Annotated in this window: 17 protein-coding genes; 10 read left to right on the top strand and 7 right to left on the bottom strand. The window is 63.3% G+C overall.

Annotated features, from left to right (window positions below; all coding sequences use genetic code 11):
• Window position 1: 1 nt before the first annotated feature.
• Window positions 2–3,322 carry an adenylate/guanylate cyclase domain-containing protein gene (locus AB7531_RS14170; RefSeq protein ID WP_063982176.1) on the bottom strand — a complete coding sequence of 1,107 codons (3,321 nt, stop codon included), beginning with the start codon at window positions 3,320–3,322 and terminating at the stop codon, window positions 2–4.
• Between the two features lie 290 nt (window positions 3,323–3,612).
• Here AB7531_RS14170 and AB7531_RS14165 point away from each other — a divergent pair, with 290 nt between their 5' ends.
• On the top strand, window positions 3,613–4,875 hold the full coding sequence (locus AB7531_RS14165) for an MFS transporter (RefSeq protein WP_441279974.1): 1,263 nt from the start codon (window positions 3,613–3,615) through the stop codon (window positions 4,873–4,875).
• Here the strand turns inward: AB7531_RS14165 and AB7531_RS14160 are convergent.
• Window positions 4,872–5,546, bottom strand: a complete 675-nt coding sequence (locus AB7531_RS14160; protein WP_063986232.1) for a Crp/Fnr family transcriptional regulator — start codon at window positions 5,544–5,546, stop codon at window positions 4,872–4,874. The two genes, AB7531_RS14165 and AB7531_RS14160, sit on opposite strands and share 4 nt — an antisense overlap.
• 337 nt (window positions 5,547–5,883) lie before the next feature.
• Here AB7531_RS14160 and AB7531_RS14155 point away from each other — a divergent pair, with 337 nt between their 5' ends.
• The 6 genes from AB7531_RS14155 (at window position 5,884) to AB7531_RS14130 (ending at window position 13,141) form a co-directional block, all read left to right on the top strand.
• The gene (locus tag AB7531_RS14155; protein WP_063986231.1) at window positions 5,884–6,705 is read left to right on the top strand and encodes an ABC transporter ATP-binding protein; all 822 of its coding nucleotides are present in this window, start codon (window positions 5,884–5,886) and stop codon (window positions 6,703–6,705) included.
• Window positions 6,702–8,633, top strand: coding sequence for a long-chain fatty acid--CoA ligase (locus tag AB7531_RS14150; RefSeq protein WP_063982174.1), 1,932 nt, complete (start codon window positions 6,702–6,704; stop codon window positions 8,631–8,633). The genes AB7531_RS14155 and AB7531_RS14150 overlap by 4 nt, the downstream gene beginning before the upstream one ends.
• A gap of 223 nt (window positions 8,634–8,856) precedes the next feature.
• On the top strand, window positions 8,857–9,750 hold the full coding sequence (locus AB7531_RS14145; RefSeq protein ID WP_063982173.1) for a branched-chain amino acid ABC transporter permease: 894 nt from the start codon (window positions 8,857–8,859) through the stop codon (window positions 9,748–9,750).
• A 3-nt stretch (window positions 9,751–9,753) separates the two neighbouring features.
• Complete coding sequence (locus tag AB7531_RS14140; RefSeq protein ID WP_041960455.1) at window positions 9,754–10,827, top strand: branched-chain amino acid ABC transporter permease; 1,074 nt, start codon at window positions 9,754–9,756, stop codon at window positions 10,825–10,827.
• Between the two features lie 45 nt (window positions 10,828–10,872).
• On the top strand, window positions 10,873–12,156 hold the full coding sequence (locus AB7531_RS14135; RefSeq protein WP_063982172.1) for an ABC transporter substrate-binding protein: 1,284 nt from the start codon (window positions 10,873–10,875) through the stop codon (window positions 12,154–12,156).
• Window positions 12,157–12,301: 145 nt separating this feature from the next.
• Window positions 12,302–13,141: an ABC transporter ATP-binding protein gene (locus tag AB7531_RS14130; protein WP_028152015.1), complete on the top strand. Its 840-nt coding sequence runs from the start codon at window positions 12,302–12,304 to the stop codon at window positions 13,139–13,141.
• Window positions 13,142–13,144: 3 nt separating this feature from the next.
• On the opposite strand, the gene AB7531_RS14125 is transcribed toward AB7531_RS14130, so the two are convergent.
• Window positions 13,145–14,296 carry an AGE family epimerase/isomerase gene (locus tag AB7531_RS14125; RefSeq protein ID WP_063982171.1) on the bottom strand — a complete coding sequence of 384 codons (1,152 nt, stop codon included), beginning with the start codon at window positions 14,294–14,296 and terminating at the stop codon, window positions 13,145–13,147.
• 86 nt (window positions 14,297–14,382) lie between these two features.
• Between AB7531_RS14125 and AB7531_RS14120 the strand changes: the two genes are divergently transcribed.
• From AB7531_RS14120 to AB7531_RS14110, 3 genes are all read left to right on the top strand, one after another.
• Window positions 14,383–15,606 (top strand): phenylacetate--CoA ligase family protein, encoded by a 1,224-nt coding sequence (locus tag AB7531_RS14120; RefSeq protein ID WP_063982170.1) that lies wholly within the window; start codon window positions 14,383–14,385, stop codon window positions 15,604–15,606.
• Window positions 15,607–16,126: 520 nt separating this feature from the next.
• Window positions 16,127–16,747 (top strand): TVP38/TMEM64 family protein, encoded by a 621-nt coding sequence (locus tag AB7531_RS14115; RefSeq protein ID WP_063982168.1) that lies wholly within the window; start codon window positions 16,127–16,129, stop codon window positions 16,745–16,747.
• Between the two features lie 287 nt (window positions 16,748–17,034).
• Window positions 17,035–17,553: a D-glycero-alpha-D-manno-heptose-1,7-bisphosphate 7-phosphatase gene (locus AB7531_RS14110; protein ID WP_245328607.1), complete on the top strand. Its 519-nt coding sequence runs from the start codon at window positions 17,035–17,037 to the stop codon at window positions 17,551–17,553.
• 87 nt (window positions 17,554–17,640) lie between these two features.
• On the opposite strand, the gene AB7531_RS14105 is transcribed toward AB7531_RS14110, so the two are convergent.
• The 4 genes from AB7531_RS14105 to wecC form a co-directional block, all read right to left on the bottom strand.
• Window positions 17,641–19,092, bottom strand: coding sequence for a hypothetical protein (locus AB7531_RS14105; RefSeq protein ID WP_187388003.1), 1,452 nt, complete (start codon window positions 19,090–19,092; stop codon window positions 17,641–17,643).
• A 90-nt stretch (window positions 19,093–19,182) separates the two neighbouring features.
• Window positions 19,183–20,820: a carbamoyltransferase family protein gene (locus tag AB7531_RS14100; protein WP_063982165.1), complete on the bottom strand. Its 1,638-nt coding sequence runs from the start codon at window positions 20,818–20,820 to the stop codon at window positions 19,183–19,185.
• Between the two features lie 466 nt (window positions 20,821–21,286).
• Window positions 21,287–23,413, bottom strand: a complete 2,127-nt coding sequence (locus tag AB7531_RS14095) for a bi-domain-containing oxidoreductase (RefSeq protein WP_063986230.1) — start codon at window positions 23,411–23,413, stop codon at window positions 21,287–21,289.
• On the bottom strand, window positions 23,410–24,645 hold the full coding sequence (gene wecC / locus AB7531_RS14090) for a UDP-N-acetyl-D-mannosamine dehydrogenase (protein ID WP_371498140.1): 1,236 nt from the start codon (window positions 24,643–24,645) through the stop codon (window positions 23,410–23,412). The genes AB7531_RS14095 and wecC overlap by 4 nt, the downstream gene beginning before the upstream one ends.
• Window positions 24,646–24,670: the final 25 nt, after the last annotated feature.

The raw sequence follows: 24,670 nt of genomic DNA, 5'->3' as shown, positions 1-24,670 counted from the left end.
CCTAGTCAAGAAATGGCAGCACGATCAGCCCGGCAGGATCGAGCCCGTGGCGAGCGCAGACATCATGGGCCAGCGCGAAATATCGGTCGGCCTCGGGCATGTCGCCTCGATCAAGGCTCAGCGTGGCAAGACCATCATAGCATGGAAAGAGCTGCTGCGGTTCGCCGGTTTCGTTCGCCACCTCGATAGCCTCATTGTAGCAGAGGGCGGCCAGATCGGGGCGGAAATGGCATTGATGGATTTGCCCGAGCACGATCAGCGGCACGGAGAGATGCTCGCGCTGATCGAGCGCACGGTCGATTTCGATCGCCTTCTCGGCAGCCGGTACCCCTTCCTCGGTACATCTGTCCGTGAACGTGCAACAGGCAACGGCAAAATTGGCGAGAAGACGCGCCTGGAAGCCGAGATCCCCGATCCGACGCGCGACATCGAGTCCACACCGGCAGACCTCCACGGCTTTCGCCGGGTCGACGATCGTGTAGAGCACACCGAGATTGGTGTAGCCGCGGCAGGCTACGTTGAGAAGGCCGGCGGTTTCGGCGGCTGCAACACTTTGCTCCACCTCGCGCACCGCCTCCTCGTGTCGTCCAAGCCGCGCTAGCGCAACCCCCTTGGTGTTGAGGGCCTCCGCAATCGCGCGTGCCGCCTCAAGACCGGCCTGCTCGTCCGCGTCCGCCGGTACGGACCGCGCATAGCCGAGCGCCTCGTCTGCCCATCTTGCGGCGGCGACATGATCGCCGGTCCGAAACGCGAGACGGCCGCGCTCCTGCAGGAGATGCGCCCACTCGATGGGCGCGTCGGTCCCTCCAAGCAGGTTGGCCGCCTCGGCGTAATGCGCCTCTGCCTTGATCCGCTTGCCGGCGTCCCACAGCAATCGGCCAAGCTTGCGAAGAATTCGCGCTTCGCCGATCCGGTCCTGGATGGCGCGGTGCCCCTCCAACGCGCTCTGATAGTGCTCCTCGGCCGTGTTCCGGCGGCCAGCCGCGCCACAAAGGTCCGCAATCCGCTCGTACAGGACCAGACGTTCCGGCTCCCGTTCGACGCCGGTCAACAGCACGGCGAGGGCCTGTTGGTAGAGACGGATGGCATCGTCGTTGGCATAGCTGGCGCGTGCGCGATCGCCGGCTGCGCGCAGATAGCGCGCGCCTTTCGGCTTGCTCGCGCTCAGACTGAAGTGATGTCCGAGCAGAATGATATCTTCGAGGCGCTCGGGCTCGGTGCCATAGAGCCTCTCGAGCGCCCCGCCGATCCGTCCATGGAGCTCGATCCGGCGCTGCAGAAGCAGGTTTTGATAGATCACGTCCTGAAGCATGGTTTGCGTGAAGCGATACGTCCGCAGCGAAATCGAGTTCGCGCCCGCGATCTCCTCGATGATCTCCGCGTCGCACAGAAGCTCGAGCCCTGCTTCAACCCTTGCCGGCTCGGTTGCCGCCGCACCGAGAGCAGCCGCATCAAAACGCGGGCCGATCACCGCAGCCTCCTGTGCCAGGCGGCGCACCTGATGCGGCAACCGGTCGAGACGCGCCAGCAACAGCGCCTGAATGCTTGCCGGGATATCGGCGGCGGCTTCATCCGACTTCATCCGCCACTGCGCGCCGTCGCGCTCCAGTGTGCCGGCCTCGATGAGGCCGCGTATGATCTCCTCGAGGAAAAGCGGATTGCCGCCGGCGCGATCGAGGATTCGACCGAACAGAGCTCCCGGCGGTTCACGCCAACCGTGACCGAAATAGGCCGCGAGCAGCCTTTGGCCGTCGGCGTCGCCAAGCGGGGGCAGCCGAAGGGTAGTGTGACTGATCCTGCTCGAACCGAACTGGTCCAGTTCGAGCATCGGCCGATGCGTAAACAGCAGCATCAGCCGCGTCCGCTCCAACCGATCCATCAGGAACCGCAACGCTTCAAGCGACACCGCGTCGGCCCAATGCAGATCCTCGACGATGATCAGCAGTGGCGACAGTGCCAGGCGGCGTTCGAAGACGGTGCGAATCGCGAAGAATATCTGCCGGCGGAGCTGTTCGGGCTCGACATGTCTCAGCGCGGCGTTGGGGTCGCCGAGGCCGAGGACGTGCAGATAGAGGGGCATCAGGCGGTCCGCCTCGTCGGTCGCGAGGCCAAGCTCCGACAGCGCTTCCGCGACCTTCGCCTCCGCCTCTGCGGCGCCCGCCTTCTGCGCAATGCCATAGGCGCTGCGCAGCACGGCGGCGAGAGTGCCGTAGGATTGTTCGCCCAGCGGCGAGCACGCCGCGTGCCGGATCGCCACGCCGGCGAATCGATCCTGGTCGCGGATGCGCGCGACGAACTCGCTGACCAGGCGCGTTTTCCCGATGCCGGCTTCACCGACCAGCCGCACCAGTTGGGCCGCGCCGCCGCACGCGCGATCAAGGCTGCCGATCAGGCGCGCAAGCTCGGCGTCGCGCCCGATCAACGGCGCATTGAGGCCCAGCGTGTCGAGACCGCGCGCCGCACGGGGCGTGTCGAGCGGCTCCTTCAGACGGTGGACCAGCACGCTGCCCATCTTGCCCTTGAGCGAGACCTCGCCAAGCGAGTCATAGGAGAACGCATGCCGCGTCAGACGGTGGGTCAACGGCCCGACCAGCACCTCGCCCGGAGCCGCCATCGACTGTAGCCGCTGGGCGGTATTCACCGTGTCGCCGGTCACCGAATAGGATTTGGAAACACCCGCACCGAGCCCGCCCGCGACGACGTGCCCGGTGTTGATGCCGACATGGAGCAGCAGCGGTGAACCGGCATACGCCTTCGCGCGTTCGCTGAGGCGCGCCGTCCGGCCGATCATGTCGAGGGCAGCGCGCACCGCCCGCTCCGGGTCGTCCTCGTGCGCCGCCGGCGCGCCAAACAGAGCCAGCAGCGCATCGCCGATGAATTTGTCCACGAAGCCGCCAAAGCTTTGCACCGCGGCCGTCAGCTCCTCGAACAATTCGTTTTGAAGCGTCTGCATGACCTCGGGGTCGAGCCGCTCGCTCATCGCAGTGAAGCCGCTGAGGTCGGCAAACAGCACGGTGATGGTGCGGCGGTTCGCCTCGCTGTCGATCTTGTCCGACGGAGCTCGAAATGCGGCTTGAGCCTCCTCCGCCGGCACGAGCGGCGGCGAGGAGGACCGGATCGGAAGCGTCGTCGGGCTCGTCCGCGCCGATGCCTGCCCGCCTGTGGGGACCTCAGCGACGAAGGCACCGCATTTCGGGCAATAGGCGAAATCCGGCGCGCATGGAAACCCGCAGCCTGGGCACGCGTTCGGCTGCTTCGTGCCGCACTTCGGGCAGAAGGCAAAGCCGCTCTGGACCTCTAAACCACAGCAAGAGCAGTTCATGGGTCAGGACCTCGCGGAAGCCGCGATGGCGCGAGCTCCTGGACCTGCCGGATGGGCCCAGGAACCTGGCAAGCATGGGCTCGTCGCACGGGAAGAGCAAGCGGCGGTTGGTCAGCCTCTCCGTATCGGCCGGGCGACGAAGCGATGCTGTGGGCGCACTGGCGCACCGCAAATCGTCGGCAAGCATGGCGGCATGCGGTAGCGCCAATTGACAGGGGCATGGCCGGGGCTACCCTGCCAACAGAAGAACAAAAACAAGGGGGAATCGCCGTGAAACCCGTCATCGCATCTTGAGCACATCCGCACGACCTTCCGCACTCGCGCCATTCCGCATCCGCAACTATCGCTTCCAGTGGCCGTCCGATCTGCTCACCTCGTGGGCGTTCGAAGTGGAGACGCTGGTGCTCGGCTGGTACATCATGGTCGAGACAGGCTCGGTGCTGCTGCTCACCGTGCTTGCGTCGCTGCAGTTCGTCGGGACCCTGGTCGCGCCGGTGCTCGGCATGATCGGCGACCGGATCGGGCATCGCGATCTCCTGGTCGTGATGCGCCTTGCCTATACGGCGCTCTCGTCGACCATCATGGTTCTGGCGCTGACCGGTCATTTGTCGCCGCTGAGCGTGATGATCATCGTCGCGCTCATGGGCCTGATCCGCCCCTCCGATCTCGGCGTTCGCGGCGCGCTGCTTGCCGAGATCATGCCGGCCGAGCAACTGGTGGACGCCATCAGCGTTGCGCGCACGACCCAGGACAGCGCCCGCATCGCCGGAGCGCTGACCGGCGCAGGTCTGTTCGCCGTCCTCGGCATCGGCCTCGTTTATGTGGCGATCGCCTGTCTGTATCTCGCGGCCGCACTTCTCATGCTCTGCCTGACCCGGCCGAAAAGGACCGTCACGACGAGCGATCTTCCGGCGAACAGCCACGCGGTCTCGCGATTGCTGGGCGACCTCAAGGAAGGGATCGTCTATGCCTGGAACGGCCCGGGAATGCGCGCGGCGCTGTGCGTCGCCTTCCTGGCCAATCTCACCGCATTTCCCTTCACCGGCGGACTATTGCCCTACATCGCGCGGGACATCTTTCATACCGACCAGACCGGCCTCGGCTATCTCTCGGCGAGCTTCGCCGTGGGCTCGCTGATCGGCTCCATCACGCTCAGCCTGGTCAGCGGACTGCGCATTGCCCGGCTTCTCATCGGCGCGACGCTGGCCTGGTACGCCATGCTGCTGGTGTTCGTCGAGATCAGGACCATGCCGGTGGCGATGGCCTGCCTCGTTCTCGCCGGCATCGCCCAGAGCATGTCGATGATCTCAGCTGCCGTGATCCTGATGCGGACGGCGAGCGCACACCTGCGCGGCCGCGTGATGGGCGTCCGCATGATGGTGATCTACGGCCTGCCGCTCGGATTGCTCGCGGCCGGTAGCCTGATCGACATCATCGGCTATTCCGCGACGGGCTCGCTCTACGCCGCCGCAGGCTTCATCGCGATGCTGGCGATCGCGATCCGCTGGCGCGCCGACCTCTGGCCGGTCCACGCTCCCGCAAACGCGCGCTAGTCCCCGTAGCCGCGCAGCCGCTCGACATCCAAAATGGTGACGCCGCCATATTCGAGCCGCAGCAGCCCCTCCTTCTCCAGCCGGTTCAGCGCGCGGTTGGCGTTCTGCCGTGACATGCCCGAGAGCGCCCCGATCTCCTCCTGGGTGATTTCCAGATGCGCGGTCGACTCGGGATAGAGGATCGGATTGAACAGCGAGGCGATGCTGCGCGCGAGGCGTGCGGTGGCATCCAGCGTGCGGTTGACCTCGAGCATGCCGATGAACTGGCCGAGCCGCTCGTTGAGCTGGCGCACCAGGAAGCGGTTGAAGCCGACGCTGTTCTCGAACAGCCACATGAAGGCGCTGCGTTCCATCAGCGCGACGCGGCTGTCGCGCAGCGCGACCACGTCGTAGCGGCGCGGCTCGTTCTTGAGCACGCTGCCCTCGCCGAACCAGGCCCCGGCCGTCAGCCCCGCAAGGCTCGTCTCCTTGCCGTCGCGCGAGACCCCGCCCATCCGTGCCAGGCCGCTCACCATGCCCGCCCAATAGCTGAACGTATCGCCGCGCATGAACACGGTCTCACCGGTGCGGTAGAACCGTTCCGTGATCCCGGTGCGGGCGACCTCGATCTCCGCGTCCGTGAGCTCGCGCGACCAGGCGGCGACCCGCTTCAGTTGATCCACTGAAATCATGATGCCGAAGCCAGCCGCACCGTTCGCCACCCAATCTCTCTGCTGCACTGCAACACGATCGCTTCGACCACCATCCGACGAAAGATGAAGGCCACTCCCGCCTGAAAAAACTTTGTCGCAGAATTGTCAGGCGGGAGACATTTCAAAATAGCGCTTTCCCCTATTGAGGACCACCTTGGGCGATGCGGCTTTTGATCCCGATCGGGAGCAAGAGTGGCGCGGCGCCGGTCGAGACCAATAGCTGCATGGCCTCACCGGCACGGCCGTACTAGGATCGCCCGACAGGAACGGACGAAGAGCGCCGCTGAATGCGCCATCACCGGGAGGGATTTGTTTGGTGGCTACCAGTCTCGAAGTGCGCGGCGTGTCCTTGCGATTCGGCGGCGTCCGTGCGCTGACCGATGTCAGCTTTGCAATCAATGACGGCGAGCTGTTCTCGATCATCGGCCCCAACGGCGCCGGCAAGACCTCGATCGTGAATTGTATTTCCGGCCGCTACAAGCCGACCGAGGGCCAGCTGTTCTACCGGGGCCGCGACATCACAGGGCTGACGCCGAACGCGCGCCCCACGCTCGGCATCGGCCGCACCTTCCAGAATCTGGCCCTGTTCCACCACATGAGCGTGCTCGACAACATCATGGTCGGGCGCCATCACCTCCTGAACAACAATTTCCTCACGGGATCGCTGTACTGGCTCACCGGCGCGCGCAAGGAAGAACTCGAGCACCGCCGCAAGGTCGAGGAGATCATCGACTTCCTCGATCTCCAGTCGGTGCGAAAGGCGCAAGCCGGCACCCTCTCCTACGGCCTGCGCAAACGCGTCGAGCTCGCCCGTGCCATGGCGCTGGAACCGCGCCTCATTCTCCTCGACGAGCCGATGGCCGGCATGAACTTCGAGGAGAAGGAGGACATGGCGCGCTACATCGTCGACCTCAACGAGGAGTTCGGGATGACGGTGGTGATGATCGAGCACGACATGGGCGTGGTGATGGACATCTCCCACCGCGTCATGGTGCTCGATTTCGGCCGCAAGATCGCCGAGGGCGATCCGGCCGCCGTGCTCGCCGATCCCCACGTCAGGCGCGCCTATCTCGGCGAGGAGGACGAGGTGCTGGTCGATCCGGACGATGCTCCGCCAGCGCAGGAGAGTGCGGCATGATGGATTACGCGGGCCGCGTCGCGCAGGCCGACACCTATCCGAAGATGCTGCGGCTCAATGCCAGGGAGCACGGCAAGGAGATCGCGTTGCGCGAAAAGGATCTCGGGCTCTGGCGCGTCTTCACCTGGAATGACTACCACACCCGCGTACGCGACTTCGCGCTCGGCCTCATCGAATTGGGCCTGGGGCGCGAGGACGTCATCGGCATCATCGGCGACAACCGGCCGGACTGGGTCGCGGCGGAAGTGGCGACCCACGCCATCGGTGGATTGAGCCTTGGGCTTTATCGCGACGTGCTGGACGAGGAAGCCTCCTACCTCCTCAACTATGGCGAGGCGCAGGTCGTTTTCGCCGAGGACGAAGAGCAGGTCGACAAGCTGCTCGCGCTTGCCGAGCGTGTGCCGCGGCTGAAGCACATCATCTATTCCGATCCGCGCGGCATGCGGAAATACGACGATCCCCGACTGATGTCGGCGGAAGCGTTCGCCGAACTCGGCCGCGGCCGCGCCACGCGTGAGCCGGAGCTCTACGATCGCCTCGTCGATGCCACCAAGGGCGAGGATGTCGCGATTCTCTGCACCACGTCGGGCACCACCTCGCACCCGAAGCTCGCCATGCTCGCCGCCGGCCGCGTGCTCGGCCATTGCGCGACCTATCTCGCCTTCGATCCGAAGGGGCCGGACGACGAATACGTCTCCGTGCTGCCGCTACCGTGGATCATGGAGCAGGTCTACGTGCTTGGCAAAGGCCTCTTGTGCCGGATGAAGATCAACTTCGTCGAAGAGCCTGATACGATGATGAACGATCTGCGCGAAATCGCGCCGACGTTCGTGCTGTTTGCGCCGCGCGTCTGGGAATCCATCGCCGCCGACGTCCGCGCCAAGGTGATGGACGCGACGCCTTTCAAGCAGCGCCTGTTCGACATCGGCATGAAAAGCGGCCTCGCCGCGCTCGCAGACGGCAAACGTTCGAACTTTGCCGACGCAATCCTGTTCCACGCGCTCCGCGACCGCCTCGGCTTTACCCGCCTGCGTTCGGCCGCGACCGGCGGCGCGGCACTCGGCCCTGATACTTTCAAGTTCTTCCAGGCCATGGGCGTGCCGCTGCGCACGCTCTACGGCCAGACCGAACTGTTAGGGGCCTACACGCTGCATCCCGAGGGCAAGGTCGATCCCGACACGACAGGCGTGCCGATGGCCGACAGCGTCGAGATCCGCATCGACAATGCCGACGTCCACGGCGTCGGCGAGATCGTGGTGCGGCATCCCAACATGTTCCTCGGCTACTACAAGAGCCCCGAAGCAAGCGTTGCCGACATCAGGGACGGCTGGATGCTGTCGGGCGATGCCGGCTATTTCAACGCGAACCGCCAGCTCGTCGTCATCGACCGCATCAAGGACCTGGCCGAGACCTCGCGCGGCGAGCGCTTCTCGCCGCAGTTCATCGAGAACAAGCTGAAGTTCTCGCCCTATATCGCGGAGGCCGTGGTGCTGGGGGCCGGCCGCGACACGCTCGCGGCGATGATCTGCATCCGTTACTCCATCATCTCGAAATGGGCGGAGAAGAGCCGGCTCTCGTTCACGACCTACAGCGACCTCGCCTCGCGGCCCGAGGTCTATACGCTGCTCAAAAAGGAAGTCGAGACCGTCAACACCACATTGCCGCCGGCGCAACGCATCTCGCGCTTCCTGCTGCTCTACAAGGAGCTGGACGCCGACGACGGCGAGCTCACCCGCACCCGAAAGGTGCGCCGCAGCGTCATCAACGAGAAATACGAAGGCATCATCAACGCGATCTACCGCGGCGACGCCGACATCCCCGTCGACACCGTGATCCGCTTCCAGGACGGCACCACGCAGCGCGTGCGAACGACGCTGCGCGTGGTGGATCTGGGCGGGCATGGGCATATGGCGGAGGCTGCGGAGTGAGCCTGCTTCGGACCGAGGCCGCGCTGCCAGCCGATGCGCCCTCTCCCCCGGTGGGAGAGGGCATCTCCGCCGCTAGCCACACCCTCGCCCGGCTGAGGGGTCCTCTCTCCGCACCGTCGCTGCCGAGAGAACCCCTCACCCGGCTTCGCTTCGCGAAGCCACCCTCTCCCACAAGGGGAGAGGGTGCACCGTCATCGCTTCTGCATTTTGCGCGGACATCGACATGAACACCGCCTTCCTCATCCAGCTCCTGGTCAACGGCCTCGTGGTCGGCACGCTCTATGGCGTGGTCGCAATGTCGTTCGTGCTGATCTACAAGGCGACGCAGGTCGTCAACTTCGCGCAAGGCGAGCTGCTGCTGGTCGGCGCCTGGGTGTGCTGGGCGCTGCTTGCGAAGTACCAGGTGCCGTTCTGGATCGGCATGCCGATGACGCTGGTGTTCATGTTCGTATTCGGCATCGCGATCCAGGTGCTGATCCTGAGACCGATGATCGGCGAACCCATCATCTCGGTGATCATGGTGACGATCGGCCTCTCGACCGTGCTCCAGGCCACGCTCAAATGGATATTCGGCGTCAATCCGCAACCGTTCCCGCGCGTGTTCGAGAGCCAGTCGGTCAGCCTGCTCGGGCTTCAGATCCAGACCGTCTATGTCATGAGCCTCGTGGTCTCGGTCGCCATGATGATCGGCATGGCCTGGTTCTTCCGCGCCTCGAAGTACGGCCTCGCCATGCGCGCCACCGCGTTCAACCAACAGGTCGCGCAGTCGCTCGGCATCTCCGTCAAGAGCGTGTTCGCGATGGCGTGGGCGATCTCCGCGACAGTGTCGGCGGTCGCGGGCGTGGTGGTCGCCGTCGTCAACGGCGTGTCCTCGGGACTTGCGGCCTACGGCATCAAGGTGTTCCCGGCGGCGATCCTCGGCGGGCTCGATTCCGTCGGCGGCGCCGTGCTCGGCGGCATCATCATCGGCTTGCTCGAGAACATCGCGCAATATGTCGACAGCGAGTATCTGCACTGGGGCAATCTCTACGAGATCGCACCGTTCTACGTCCTCATCATCGTGCTGATGATCAAGCCCTACGGCCTGTTCGGCACCCACGACATCGAGCGGATCTGATCCATGGCCGGCCCTGCCCTCATCCCTGCTGGTGATTTCCGCACCTCCTACGCGGCGGACACCACGATCTTCCCGACCACGACCAGCCGCAACTTTGCGATCATCGGCGTGCTGTTGCTCTGCCTCGTGCCGCAATTCCTTGGCGGGTACTGGCTCAGCATCCTGATCCAGATCGGCATCTTCTCGATCGCAGCGCTAGGCCTCAACATCCTCGTGGGCTTCACCGGCCAGATCTCGATCGGCCATGCCGCCTTTTTCCTGCTCGGCGCCTTCACCTCGGCCTACATCTCCAACAACGCGCCGATCCCGGTGTTCTTCGCGATCCCGCTCGCGGGCGTCGTCACCGCGCTGGTCGGGCTGATCTTCGGCATCCCGGCGGCGCGACTGAAGGGGCTCTACCTCGTCATCGCAACACTGGCGGCGCAATATATCCTGCTCGACTTCTTCTCCCGCGCGGAGTGGTTCACCGGCGGCTCGGTGCCGGCCAGCGCCAATCCGTTCTCGATCTTCGGCTTCACGCTGCGCGGCGACAGACAGTATTTCTATGTCGTGCTGGCCTATGTGGTCGCGAGCTACGTCCTCGTCACCAATCTGATGCGCACACGCGACGGCCGTGCGCTGGTGGCGATCCGCGACCATTATCTCTCCGCCGAGATCATGGGCATCAACCTCACCAAATACCGCACGCTGTCGTTTGGGCTGGCCGCCTTCTTCGCCGGCATCGCCGGCGCGCTTTATGCCCACTACCAGCTCGTGGTGTCGCAGGAGGGTTTCGGCATCGAGCGCTCGATCCTGTTCCTCGCCATGATCATCATCGGCGGTACCGGTTCGATCATGGGCACGCTGATGGGCACCGCCTTCGTGGTGCTGCTGCCTGAGACGATGGAATTCATCAGCCTGTACCTGAAGGGCGGCGCGATCGACAAGGCGCTGTCGCTCAACACCAACATCACCTTCCTGCGCGAGATCGCGATCGGGGTGATCATCATCGCGTTTTTGATGTTCGAGCCGGACGGGCTCGCGCATCGCTGGCGGCAGATCAAGGCCTACTGGAAACTCTACCCGTTCTCGCATTGAGCGCGGGCAACTCTCTAACCAACGAAAAACATGAGGAGGCAACCAATGAAGACAAAATCCCTTTTGAGCACCGCATCGCTGGCGCTGGCGATCGCAGCCTTTTCGGCGAGCGCGCAGGCGCAGATCGCGATCGGGCACCTCGCCGATTATTCCGGCGGCACTTCCGACGTCGGCACGCCCTACGGCCAGGCCGTCGCCGACACCTTCGCCTGGGTCAACAAGAACGGCGGCGTCGGCGGCAAGCAGCTCAGCGTCGATACCAACGATTACGGCTACCAGGTGCCGCGCGCGATCGCGCTCTACAAGAAATGGTCGGCGCCGGACTCGAAGGTCGCGGCGATTATGGGCTGGGGCACCGCAGACACCGAAGCGCTGACCGGCTTCCTCGCCCAGGACAAGATCCCCGACCTCTCCGGCTCCTATGCCGCAGCCCTCACCGATCCCGAGGGCGTCAGCGGCAAGGCCAAGCCTGCGCCTTATAATTTCTTCTACGGCCCGAGCTATTCGGACTCGCTGCGCGCGATGCTGATGTGGGCGGCCGAGGACTGGAAGGCCAAGGGCAAGCCCGGCAAGCCGAAGTTCGTGCACATGGGCGCCAACCACCCCTATCCGAACGCGCCGAAGGCCGCAGGCGAAGCCATGGCGCAGGAGCTCGGCTTCGAGGTGCTGCCGCCGCTGGTGTTCGCGCTCACACCGGGTGACTACAGCGCGCAGTGCCTGAGCCTGAAATCCTCGGGTGCCAACTACGCCTATCTCGGCAACACCGCGGCTTCCAACATCTCCGTCCTGAAGGCTTGCAAGACCGCCGGCGTCGAGATTCAGTTCCTCGGCAATGTCTGGGGCATGGACGAGAACGCCGCCAAGACCGCCGGCGATGCCGCCAACGGCGTGATCTTCCCGCTGCGCACCGCAGTGAGCTGGGGCGGCGATGCGCCCGGCATGAAGACGGTGATGGAGATCTCCAAGATGTCCGACCCCACCGGCAAGGTCTACCGGCCGGTGCATTACATCGCGGCGGTCTGCTCGGCGCTCTACATGAGGGAGGCGCTCGACTGGGCTGCCAAGAACGGCGGGGCGACCGGCGAGAACGTCGCCAAGGGCTTCTACCAGAAGAAGGACTGGGTGCCGGCCGGAATGGACGGCGTCTGCAATGCCTCGACCTGGACCGACAAGGACCACCGCGGCACGCTGAAGGTAGACCTCTATCGCACCAAGATCGCGGGTGCGACCGACGGCGACCTCAATGATCTCATGGCCAAGGGCACGATCAAGCTCGAGAAGGTCAAGACCGTCGAGCTGCTTCGCAAGCCGGAACTGCTGGGGTGGTGAGCCCGGCATTTACCACACGCACGAACGTCATCCCCCGCGAAAGCGGGGGATCCAGTACGCCGCGGCCTCTCGGGGAACGTCGAGCGTCTCTGGAATACTGGGTCACCCGCCTTCGCGGGTGACGACATCAAGAGAGTAACTAGCCATGAGTGAACCGGCTCACATCGAGCGTCCCTCCCCCAGCGTCGTGCCCGCGCCGCCCCTCCTCGCCGTCCGCAACATCGAGGTCGTCTATGACGACGTCATCCTGGTGCTGCGCGGCCTCAGCCTCGACGTGCCCAAGGGCGCGATCGTGGCGCTGCTCGGGGCCAACGGTGCCGGCAAGTCGACGACGCTGAAGGCGATCTCGGGGCTGCTCAAGACCGAGGACGGCGAGGTCACTCGCGGCGAGATCCTGTTCGAGGGCTCCGCTATCGCCGGCATCGATCCCGACAAGATCGTGCGTCGCGGCATCTTCCAGGTGATGGAGGGCCGGCGCATCGTCGCCGACATGACGTCGCTCGAAAACCTCAAGCTCGGCGCCTTCACCCGCAGGGATCGCGAGGTCGATGCCGATCTCGACATGGTCTTCAACTATTTCCCGCGCCTGAAGGAGCGCACCGGCCTTGCCGGTTATCTCTCAGGCGGCGAGCAGCAGATGCTTGCGATCGGCCGCGCTCTGATGGCGCGCCCGAAGATGATCTTGATGGACGAGCCCTCGATGGGCCTGTCGCCGCTGCTGGTGAAAGAGGTGTTCTCGATTATCCAGAAGATCAACCGCGACCTCGGCGTCACCATCCTGCTGGTCGAGCAGAACGCCCGCGCCGCGCTGTCGGTTGCGAGCCACGGCTACATCATGGAACAGGGCAAGGTCGTGCTCGACGGCACCGCGGACGAACTGCGCGACAACGAGGACGTCAAGGAGTTCTACCTCGGCGGCGCCGGCGATCAGCGCAAGAGCTTCAAGAACCTCAAGAGCTTCAAGCGGCGCAAACGGTGGCTGTGAAACTCAGCTCAGCACCTGCTCCGCTTCCGTGACTGCGCAGAGAACATGATAGAACGACGACGCAGGAATTGTGTCGACCAGCGATTTGCCGTCGCGATCGAACTGGTCGTACCAGCCGCCCTTCACGGGATGGCTGAGATAATGCCGTTCGAGCCGCACCAGCGCCGCGCGCGCCTCGTCCGCCGCGCCGGCCTCGCCGGACTCGGCCTGCGCGATCCACGCCTTGGCCATCTCGGTCTGCGGCCACAGCCGGCGAGTGCTGCGACGGATGTTGCCGCTGGCATCGCCCTCGTCGACCAGGCACCCCGTGGCCTCGTCGCGATAGCGCAGCGCGGTCGCGAGCAGTTCGGCGCGACGCTGTCCGGTCGGGCAACCCGTGATGCGTTCAAACCCTTTCAGCAGCCAGACCCACTCGGCCTGATGGCCGGGTTCGACGCTGACCGGCTCGATCTTGGACCAGTCCTCCTCGAAATACTCCGTCAGGATCCGCTTCTGCTTGTCGTAGAGATTGGCGAGGAACAGCGCGAAGAAGTCGCCGGCGCGGTTCTGGAACGACAGATCGTGGGTCGCATCGAAGCACGCGATCATCGCCTCGAACAGATGCATGTGCGGGTTCTGCCGGCGCGGCAGCGAGACCGGCAGGCCTTCATGGACGCCGCCATGCGGCGAGCGCAGATGGCCGTCGAGGAAGGCGAGCAGCGCGTCGATCTCGGCGCGAATTTGCGCATCCTGGTCGAGCGCGTAGACGGCCGCGAGCGCAAACAGGATGAAGGCGTGGTCGTAAGCATCGCGCCGGCCGTCCAGCACGGCGCCTTCCGGCGTCAGCCGGTGCACATAGCCGGCCCGGCCGTCGGGCGCCTTCGCTTTGCTGAGCAGATGCTCCAGTCCCTTCAGCGCGATGGCGCGCCCCTCAGGGTACCAGCCCATCTGCGCCGCCTTGGCGTAACAATAGATCTGGCGCGCCTGCACGAGCACGCGCCGCGGTGCGGCCGTGTCGGCCGTGCCGTCACGGTGCAGCCGGTCGACGAAACCGCCTGCCGCATCGTCCCAGCCGACGGACGACCACAGCGGCAGCGCCTCGTCGATCATGCGGCGCTTCAGGCGCGCGACGACGATCGCCGCCTCGTCCACCGCAATGATGCCTTCGTCCGCCATCGCGTCCCCTCCACGCCTCGACACTGGCCGTCTGATACCCATGCCGGCGGCGGCGTGCAACGGATGTCAACCCGGAAAGACCAGCCATGACTGCCCATTACGACGCCCGCGAGACGCGCGAACCGGCCGTGCGCGAGGCGGAGCTGTTCTCCCGCCTGCCGGACGTGCTGCGCGGCGCGATGGCCGCGCCCGCCTACGCCGAGCGGCTGAAGGGCATAGATCCGGCCGCCGTGACCTCCAGGGCGGCGCTGGCGGGCCTGCCGGTGCTCCGCAAGTCGGAGCTGCCGGCCCTGCACAAGGCGTCAGCGCCCTTCGGCGGCTTCGTGCCGGCAGCCCCGGGATCGTTCGCCCGCCTCTTCACCTCTCCCGGTCCGATCTTCGAGCCTGAAGGGCGGCAGGCCGATCCCTGGCGCGGTGCGCGGGCGCTGTTCGCGGCCGGGTTCCGCCCCGATGACATCGTGCTCAACACCTTCAGCTACCACCTCACCCCCGGCGGCTTCATCTTCGATGCCTCGGCCCGCGCGCTCGGCTGCGCGGTGATCCCGGCGGGCCCCGGCAATACCGAACAGCAATTCGAGCTGATCGAGGCCTACCGCCCTGTCGGCTACAGCGGCACGCCGGACTTTCTGAAGATCCTGCTCGATGCCGCCGCAAGCTCGGGGCGCGACGTCTCATCGATCAAGCGCGCGCTGGTCTCGGGTGCGGCCTTCCCGCCCTCGCTCCAGGCCGAAATCAAGGCACGCGGCATCGACGCCTACCAGGCCTTCGGCACCGCTGACCTCGGCCTCATCGCCTTCGAGACCGAGGCGCGCGAGGGCCTGGTCGTGAACGAGGATCTGATCATGGAGATCGTCAAACCCGGCACCGGCGATCCCGTCGCGCCGGGCGACGTCGGCGAGATCGTGGTGACCTCGCTCGATCCGCACCATCCCTGGATCCGTCTCGCGCTCGGCGACCTTACCGCGGTGTTGCCGGGCCCGAGCAAATGCCGCCGCACCAACATGCGCATCAAGGGCTGGATGGGTCGCGCCGACCAGACCACCAAGGTCAAGGGCATGTTCGTCCGCCCCGAGCAGGTCGCCGAGATCGGCAAGCGCCATGCCGCGCTCGGCCGCCTGCGCCTCGTCGTCATGCGCCAGGGCGAGGCCGATGCGATGACGCTGCGAGCGGAAACTGCGGCCGCGAGCGACGCCCTGCGCGAGGAAATTGCAGGCACCTTGCGCGCGGTGACGAAACTCGGCGGCAATGTCGAGCTGGTCAGCCCGGGCGCGCTGCCGAACGACGGCAAGGTGATCGCGGACGAGCGGTAAGCGCTCAAACCCCAATTCCCTGGTCACACGGAATTCTGCGCGAAATCGGTGCAAATAGGTAGGCGCGACGGCATATGCTCTCGCGGTCCTTTGGTGGTATGGACTCGCGTTGGTCGTTGTTGGCGGGGGATATTAAGGCACGTAGAATCTAAGCCGTATTGCGCGCTCCTCAGTTAGGCAGAGGAATGGCCTGTCCGAGTGGCCCGCTAGGCAATTCCTGTACATTCGCCTCTCAAGCGCATCGTCAAAAAGGCCGAAAATGGCGAGTAGCGCCAGCCCCACACCGCCCGCTATCCCGACCGAATAAATTGCTGCGCGCCGCACCTGCCACGCACGGGAAAATTCCTTACCCACGACAATTCACTACTATCCAAAAAATGCACTACCGTGAGTTGCTACTCCTGCCCTAAGCGACGGTTGGGGTCAATCAAGAAGTAGGCCTCGCCTAAGGTCCGGATACACCCACTTGTGGCTTTTGGGTGGGTTGATTGGTCTGCACAGATGGCGCAAAGCAACTCCTATGACAGATTATATCATCGAGGCATTCGAGGGATTGGGGCATCTTTCCGTCACATCGGGTGCCGCTCTCGCGCTGTTCTTTGGGTTGGCGGCGCTGATAGTCTTTCCTCGGACGATCCTTATCGTTGCGGCCGGCGCATCATTTGGGATTGGTGCGGCTCCCATCATCCTGGTGGCCGGCACAACGGGAGGAACGCTGGCGTTTCTGCTAGCCCGCCATATCGCGTCCGAGTGGTTTCGACGAAAGCTCGAACAACGATCTAGATTGGAAGCGATAGCCGAAGCTGTCGACAAGGAAGGATGGCGCATCGTCGCTCTCATGCGACTCGGTGCCCCGGTACCAAGCGCGTTACAAAACTATCTTTTCGGACTTACAAAAATCCATCTGGTGTCGTTCATCTTGGCCACTTTGGTATTCAGTGCCCCGCAGGTCTTCCTGTTCACCTTCCTCGGCGCAACCGGACGAACGTCGTTACTCGATGACAAACCCGTCGAACTCACCGTTGTGCCGATCATAGTGACAGTTGTGACCATCGCCCTTATTTCGCGGCGCGTCCAAAAACTGCTGAGATTGCGCGGCCGATCGGACGCCCCCAACAAAGGCTGTCATTCCATCCGCTAGCATCAAGAGGGCGCGCGCTACTCTGTGGGCGTTTCGGTGCTCATACGCCCCTTCGACAAGGAACCCGTGTATTCCGCTCCCACGGCGTATTTCGTTTTCCAAACACTCCCGAACCAAAGCGTGCGTTGCGATCAGCGGACTCAGAATTCAAGTGAAAGGCACCGAGTCGACGAACGCCTGCGGCCTGGAGCAACGGAAAGGTAATCGCGGACTACTGCTCCGCCATCAGATCCGGGTCCTTGACAAACTACTTGTGAGGAGAGATCACAACTTTTCAGGGGCAGCAGATGACAGCGACAATGGTGCGCCCGGCGGTCTTTTTCGACCGCGATGGCGTACTCAATCACGATCACGGCTACGTCTTCGAGGCGAGCAAGTTCGAGTGGAAAGAGGGCGCCCGTGAAGCGGTCAAGGTCGTCAACGACGCGGGCTATTTTGCCTTTGTCGTCACCAACCAGTCGGGTGTGGCCCGCGGATTCTTCGAGGAGAGCGACGTCCAAACTCTCCATCGCTGGATCACTAAGGAGCTAGCAGTAATCGGCGCGCACATCGACGCATTTGAATACTGTCCCGACCATCCCGAAGCCACCATCGAGCGCTATCGACGCGTAAGCGACCGTCGCAAGCCCGCGCCCGGCATGATCACCGACCTCCTCAAGCGCTTTCCAGTGGCAGCCGACAGAAGCATCCTGATCGGCGACAAGCCAAGCGACCTGGAGGCGGCCGAAGCTGCGGGCATTCAGGGCCTATTGTTTCAGGACGGAAACCTCGAAGCGTTCGTGCGGCAAGCGCTCTCCTTGCGCTGAGCGCGAGTGATTCAACCCTAGTCCAACGCGGCCGACCAAGCTCATCGAGGTGACTGGCATCGAGCAGCTTGCGCGGCGTGCGGTGACTCATTTTCGGAGAATGATGCTAATCATCCATGCCAGCGCACGCATTGCGGCAAGCGGAGCTATTAACCAAACGAGGCCATAGCTATCCAGCAGCGTCGCCGTTAGAGGAACCTGGGTCACGTAATACGCGTAGAGGCAGCCTGCCACCTGCATGGCAATGCTCATGGGATCGTTGCCTCTCGCCAGGACTGAAATCACGCCAATTAGCGAACCGGCGATCACCGTCGCCAAGACAGCGTAAAAGAGACCTCCCTCAGCATAGCCTGACAGGCTCACACCGGCCGGTTGCGAACCCATCGTGTATGTGATCGCGGGATAGATCACCGCGAACACTTTCGTGGCCGGATAGCAAGGTTGCGGGGCAAGAAGTCCGCTGAAGGTCGGCCGCACTATGCCGCAACGTTGATCGGGATCCGAAAAGATCTGCACATAGTATGGAGTTCCGACCGCCATCCGGAATACGCCCGATCGCACGATCCAAATTGCCTTCTGCAACACGGCACTGAATGCGCTCTCCGACGGCTCTCCAACGGCTGCTGATGGCGAGCGGAGCACGGATGATGGCGGGTTGAGAGCGGATGATGAGTCCGAACCGGGCGGCGGAATCCCGGGCGACCGTCCGAGGGGACCCGCCTGAACAGTGTTTTCCGGCTCGCCGACGTTCTTGATTTCGCAAAATTGGCTCAGAGCCAGGGCCAAGTAGATCGTTCCTCCTGCCGCGACCGTCAAGATCGCGGTGCGCACGAGACCGAATCCAGAGAGCGCCAACGTCAATCCGAGCACCAGCACATAGAGAAGCGCCGGTGCTTTCTGAATAGTTGCGACATCCAACCAAAGAACGATCAGGCTCAGCGCCGCGCAGGCTCCGAGGCTGACATTTTCGCGTTTGAGCAATCCCCGCGCCAGCAGATAGCAACCGACGATGGGTAGACTCGAATAGACGAACGAATAGTACTTGTTACCAAGCAGATTGAACAATTCGACCCGCCTCAGGATTTTCTCTTCGTAGCATAAGCTCTGATCCCACGCCTCACTCGCGGACAAGCCGCCGGCCTGAGCAAGCCTCCAGATACAGAAAGCGATCATGGCGCCCGCCAACACCAACGGAATCCACAAGGGTATCTCGTCGGAAAATGAAAGGGTTGCTGACGAAAAGACCTTCTCGGTGACAATCGCAGCTATCGGAAGAACTACGAGCGTCAGCAGAAATAAGAGCCAGTAAGTTGCAGATCCGAGCGAGGTCATCCACGCGTAAGGAACTTCCTGAGGGAAGAACAATTGGCCGAGCTGTTCTTGTCCAAGCGGAAATGGAATTAGCGCAGCCGCACCTGAAGTCGTGATGTAGGCGGCAACCGCCACACCGACGGCCAGATTAACCCGTCGCCTTTTCCTGAAGTTCATGAAATCGCTCTGGTACCACATTCGTCGGACAAACGATGTCAGATCCTTCATCAATTCAGGCAAATTCGCGAGATGCCCAAACTACAAAGGGCGAACCGCGTCATCGGTCGGTTGAGCCTTCGATCGGACCGATCCATTCGCTTAACGTGGCTTCGATAGTCGGTAGGGCCCGAGGTACAGCACGTCCAGACCGGAGCAAAAATAGGTATGCAGAGCTTCCAACGGTGCATTCACTGTCGGCTGCTCGTTGATGTTGAGGCTGGTGTTGATCAGAACCGGCAGTGAGGTCGCTTGCGCGAACTCGCCGATCAGGCGGCTGTAGAGCGGATTGCTGTCCGCATGGACGCTCTGGATGCGTGCTGTGTTATCGACATGGACCACCGCCGGCATAGTCTCCGCAACCTTCTGGTTGACCGGAAACGTCACCACCATGAAGGGTGCGTCGAACGTGTTCTCGAAATACTCGGCCTGGCGCTCGTACAGCACTGACGGGCAGAACGGACGGAACTCCTCGCGATATTTGATCGTGAGGTTGATGCGGTCCTTCATGCCCACATGGCGCGGATCGGCCAGGATCGAGCGGTTGCCGAGCGCGCGCGGGCCGTATTCCATCCGCCCTTGAAACCAGCCCACCGTCTTCTGCTCCGTCAGATCGGTGACGCAGCGCGAGACAGGATCGTCGAGCAACTCGAACCGCGCGCCGATCTTGTCCAGCGTTTCCCGGATCGCGTCGTTCGAATATTCCGGTCCCCAATAGGCATGGGTCAGCGGTGCGATCGCGTGGCCGGCCTCCGCACACTTCATCATCGCAGCACCCAGCGCCACACCCGCATCGTGCGGCACCGGCGGGACGTAGAGACGCTTCACAGACGGCTCGGCGGCGATCTCCATGTTCATCTTGCAGTTCAGCCCGACGCCTCCGGCGATGCAGACGTCGCCGCAGCCGGTCTCGGCGATCGCGGAGCGGATCACCTCGGTGGTGACGATCTCGAGCTGCTTCTGGCCGCTCGCGGCGATGTTGGTCAGCCGCTGGTCGAGCGGCGCCCCGCGCAAGCGCCGCGGCCCCAAAATCTCCTCCATCTTCTCGGTGAAGATACGCTCCTGTCGCGTCGAGAAATCGCTGGTGAAGATCTCGGCGTCGCGCCTGCGCTTGTCGAGCCCGGGATCGAGTTCGTAATCGATGCCGGCCGGGCGCAGCAGCTTGGCAAACTTGTCGAGATATTCGGGGCTGCCATAGGACGATAGGCCCATGACCTTGTACTCGTCATTGGTCATCTGATAGCCGAGATACTGGGTCAGCATCCCGTAATAGAGTCCGAGACTGTTGTGGCGGCCGAATCGTGTCAGCACGCGGAAGTCATTGCCGCGCGCATGCGCGACGAGACCAGAGCTGGAGTCGCCCGAGAAGTCAAAGCAGGCAACGGTCGCCTCGGAGAAACCGGAGCCGTAGAACGAGCTAGCGGCGTGACAGAGGTGATGGTCGTAGAGCTCGATCCTCGGGCTGTGCCCGAACTGGTACTTGAAATATTCGGTGAGGCGCTGAGCGTAGTTCGTGTAGGTCTTCAGCGGCGAACAGATCCAGTCGACGTCGCGCATGGTGATGCCGGCCTGCTTCAGGCAGAAACCGATGGCACCGCGCGGAAGCTCGCCGCGAGCATGCTTGGCCAGCGTGAATCTTTCTTCTTCCGCGGCAGCAATCAGCTCACCGTCACGCAACAACACGGCCGCGCCATCATGGTGACCATGCTTGATCCCGGAGCTGATTCCAATCGCGTACATTCGTTCACACCTCGAAAACGCTTCTCAAGAAGTCCCCCTGCAAAGCAGACCTACAAGAAACTCAGATCCGGCGAAATGGTGGTCGATTCCTACCGAGACGAGCTCGCCTTCCAGAGTAGGGCGAGAACCGTTTGCGACCGCGTGGAAAGCGCACGTGCAGATGGGACGGAAAGGGCCTTGCAGGCCGCATAGTTACCAACGACGCTTCGCGCCTGCAAGGGCGCAAATCCACCAGCTTTTGGCCTTGCCCTGGTGTGGTGCGTGAATAAGGCGTCGAGACGGTGGCCAGTGATTTGCCGGCACGACTTGCTTCAAGACATTCCGTGAAGAGACCACCGTTTTCCCCGACCGCGACCGAGAGCTAAATAGGGGCGGGGCCGCGTCTTCGAAATTCCCAAATTGGAGAGCGTGGGGCATACATCGATTGTTCGACTAGGTCCCGAGCACTACAACGGAACGCACCGCGTTACTCAGCGAGCTGTTTCTCGACCGCAAAACTGACCCGCGTCGCCGACAGCTGATCGGCGAGGGAAATCGGCCATTTGCCGCCCGGCTTGAAGGCTTCGGCGAGCGCCACCAACTCCTCGAACTGTCCCTTTTCAATGGTCAAGCCCTTCCAGCCCGCCTTTGCGCCGGTGACCTCCAATCGTTTGTAGTCGTCGAGCACGAGAACTTTCCCGTCCACAAAAATATCGAAGCGCTCCTTGGGGAACTCCTTCGAGCCCAGCGACGTATAAGTCAGCGTGCATAACGAACCATCGGCGTAACGTACGGTGGCGACGAAATTGTCATCACGCCGCCAATGGCCGCTGGCCGGTACAATCGACCGGGCCTGAACTTCGACAGGCTGGCTGCCGGTGAGCGAATTGAAAAGATCGTAGATGTGGCAAGCTTCGCCGATGTTGCGGCCTCCCCCATGTGGGCCATGCACCCAATGGTCGGAGGGAATGTATCCGGCATTCATGCGGTAGTTCACGATCATCGGCGACAAACGCCCCTTGATCACTTCGCGGGCCGCACTGACAGCCGGCGCGAACCGCCGGTTGAAGCCCGTCATCAACAGCGGTCCATTCGGGTTGGCTTCGTAGAATGCCTCGATGGCGTCCAGCCCCTCCTCGGCCATCGACAGCGGCTTCTCGACAAAGACGTGCTTGCCGGCCTTCAGCGCCGCCACGGTCATTTCGGCGTGCAGGTCATGCCGTGTTGCGATGAGCACAAGATCGACCTGCGGGTCATCGAGAACAGTCTGAAAATCAGTGCTCGCGGTGCTAAAACCAAAGCGTTCGGCGGCCGTGCGCGCAGACAGGCCGGTGCGGCTCACAACGCTGCGAAGATCGAACTTGTCACCGAGCTTCTTCAGGTTCGGGAGGTGCATGCCTTGCGCAAAGCTGCCCGCGCCGACAACCGCGATCTTGATGCGGCCATCGACGGGCTTCGGAGCAGAAATCTGCAGCACAGATCGCACGGCCTCTTCCCGATGCGGATATTGCAACAGGACCAGAAGTGGCTTCTCGCCCTCGCCTGCCAGCCGCCCATACGCCTCTTCGGCACGATCGACCGGATAGGGCTCATGCAGCATGTTATCGAGCCGAAGGCGACCGACCGCGAGCAGGCGAAGATATTCACCCATGTTGCGGTTCTCAGTCCACCGGACATAGGCGAGCGGGTAGTCTGCGCCTTCCTCCTCGTAGACGGGATCGTAGCGCCCGGGCCCATAGGAGCAGGAGATCAGGACATCGAGCTCTTTGGCGTAGATGTCCGATCGCGCCATGTTCAGGCCCACGTCGCCGACAATCACCACACGCGCCTTCTTGCGACAGGATTGAAAAGCCTGAGCGAGAATATCGCTGGAAGCGGAGGCAGCCGTGATGATCGCGGCGTCGGCGCCGACGCCATCGGTCAGCTTGATAATGCTTTCGACCAAGTTGCCGTCGTTCGGGTTGATGCCGTGATCAAGGCCATTTTCAAGCGCGGTCGAGATGCGCTTGTTATCCACATCGGTCCCGATTACGCGGCACCCGTTTGCGGTCAGGAGCTGTGCTGTAATCTGCCCGAGAATTCCTAGCCCGATCACGACGACGGTCTCGCCAAGCGTCGGCTGCGCGCGGCGCACGCCTTGCATCGCGATGGCACCGAGCGTCACTGTGGCTGCGGCGTCGAAGGAGACCTGCTGCGGGATAGGAACGCACAGATTGACCGGAACGTCGATGACTTCGGCGTGGTTGGCGACGCCCGCGCCGGCGCAGGCAATGCGATCGCCGATCGCGATCCCGTCGACCTCCGATCCGATGGCGATGACGGTGCCGGCGGCCGAGTACCCGGTCGGCAGTCCCGCATCGAGCTTGCCCTTGACCTGCTTGTAGACGCGCGCCACGCCCTGATCTCGCATGAGCTGAAGCACACGCTTGACGTGGTGCGGCTGCTTAAGGGCCCGGCGATACAGCGGGAGGCCCGACATCTTGACGCCGGCCATCTCGGTGCCGACGCTCACGCATGAACGCTCCACCCGAACCAGCACGTTCTTCGGACCGGCGACCGGCGCCGGGACGTCCTGCAAAAAGACTTTACCCGACCGGACCAGAAGCTGCTTCACGACCATACTCCACGCGTGTCGATCACCACCTTGCCATTCAGCTCGGCCGGCGGGATTTCATTGTAGGCACGATGATTGACCAGCATCACGACGATATGCGCCTCGGCGATCGCCTCGGTGACGTCATGCACCATGCGGACGTTCTTGTGCGTGGCAAGCCTTCCCGGTAACAGCTCGGCGAAGGGCTCCGATACCAGCAGTTCGCAGCTGTTCCACTCAGCCACCTCTTCGGCGATCTCGAGCGCCGGGCTTTCGCGGAAATCGTCGACGTCGGGCTTGAAGGCGAGACCGAGCGTCAGCACTTTCGGATAGGCGCCGACAGACCGAGCGCCGGCGACGGCGGTCCTGATCTTCTCGAGAACGTAGGACGGCTTGCCGTCGTTGACTTCGCGCGCGGTGCGGATCAGGCGGGACTCCTGCGGAGCCGCCTCGACGATGAACCAGGGATCCACCGCGATACAATGGCCGCCGACGCCGGGGCCCGGCTGGAGGATATTGACGCGCGGGTGATGGTTGGCGAGCCGGATCAGCTCCCAGACATTGATACCGAGCTTATCACAGACAATCGATAGTTCGTTTGCAAAGGCGATACCAACGTCTCGGAACGAGTTTTCGGTCAGCTTGCACATTTCCGCCGTGCGGACGCTGGTCTTGAGCAGGCTGCCGGTGCAGAAGATGCGATAGAGTTCCTCGGCGCGCGCCGAGCATTTGGCTGTGATGCCGCCGATCACACGGTCATTCTCGACCAGCTCGACCAGCACGCGTCCCGGCAATACGCGCTCGGGGCAATAGGCGACATGAACGTCGCAATCTTCGACCCCCGACACAGGCATGCGCAGATCGGGCCGCAGGGTCGCAAGCTGGGCAGTCATCCTTTCCGTCGTACCCGGCGGAGAGGTCGATTCAAGTACAACGAGATCGCCGCTCTTCAAGACCGGCGCGATGGATGCCGCCGCGGCCTCGACATAGCTGAGGTCCGCCTTCCCATCATGAAATGGCGTGGGGACGGCAATGATGAAAGCGTCCGCTGGCGCAGGCTTCGTGGCCGCACGCAACTTTCCGACCTGAACCGCGCGCGCGGTCACCGCATCGAGGTCGGGCTCCACGATGTGAACCTGACCACGGTTGATCTTGGCAACGACCGCCTCGCTGACATCGACACCCACGATAGAAACACCTCGCGAGGCGAGCACGACCGCAGTTGGGAGCCCGATATAACCGAGCCCGACCACACAAATCGCTTTTAGCTTTACGTCG

It is taken from the genome of Bradyrhizobium sp. 63_E2_N1_3 (assembly GCF_052076005.1).
GTDB lineage: Bacteria > Pseudomonadota > Alphaproteobacteria > Rhizobiales > Xanthobacteraceae > Bradyrhizobium > Bradyrhizobium barranii.
This window is presented reverse-complemented; position numbering and strand designations above follow the sequence as displayed.

Bases quoted from the DNA above. Each gene is read 5' to 3' on its own strand.
- AB7531_RS14170 (WP_063982176.1), bottom strand. From the start codon at position 3,322: ATGAACTGCTCTTGCTGTGGTTTAGAGGTCCAGAGCGGCTTTGCCTTC.
- AB7531_RS14160 (WP_063986232.1), bottom strand. From the start codon at position 5,546: ATGATTTCAGTGGATCAACTGAAGCGGGTCGCCGCCTGGTCGCGCGAG.
- AB7531_RS14150 (WP_063982174.1), top strand. From the start codon at position 6,702: ATGATGGATTACGCGGGCCGCGTCGCGCAGGCCGACACCTATCCGAAG.
- AB7531_RS14145 (WP_063982173.1), top strand. From the start codon at position 8,857: ATGAACACCGCCTTCCTCATCCAGCTCCTGGTCAACGGCCTCGTGGTC.
- AB7531_RS14140 (WP_041960455.1), top strand. From the start codon at position 9,754: ATGGCCGGCCCTGCCCTCATCCCTGCTGGTGATTTCCGCACCTCCTAC.
- AB7531_RS14135 (WP_063982172.1), top strand. From the start codon at position 10,873: ATGAAGACAAAATCCCTTTTGAGCACCGCATCGCTGGCGCTGGCGATC.
- AB7531_RS14130 (WP_028152015.1), top strand. From the start codon at position 12,302: ATGAGTGAACCGGCTCACATCGAGCGTCCCTCCCCCAGCGTCGTGCCC.
- AB7531_RS14125 (WP_063982171.1), bottom strand. From the start codon at position 14,296: ATGGCGGACGAAGGCATCATTGCGGTGGACGAGGCGGCGATCGTCGTC.
- AB7531_RS14120 (WP_063982170.1), top strand. From the start codon at position 14,383: ATGACTGCCCATTACGACGCCCGCGAGACGCGCGAACCGGCCGTGCGC.
- AB7531_RS14115 (WP_063982168.1), top strand. From the start codon at position 16,127: ATGACAGATTATATCATCGAGGCATTCGAGGGATTGGGGCATCTTTCC.
- AB7531_RS14110 (WP_245328607.1), top strand. From the start codon at position 17,035: ATGACAGCGACAATGGTGCGCCCGGCGGTCTTTTTCGACCGCGATGGC.
- AB7531_RS14105 (WP_187388003.1), bottom strand. From the start codon at position 19,092: ATGAAGGATCTGACATCGTTTGTCCGACGAATGTGGTACCAGAGCGAT.
- AB7531_RS14100 (WP_063982165.1), bottom strand. From the start codon at position 20,820: ATGTACGCGATTGGAATCAGCTCCGGGATCAAGCATGGTCACCATGAT.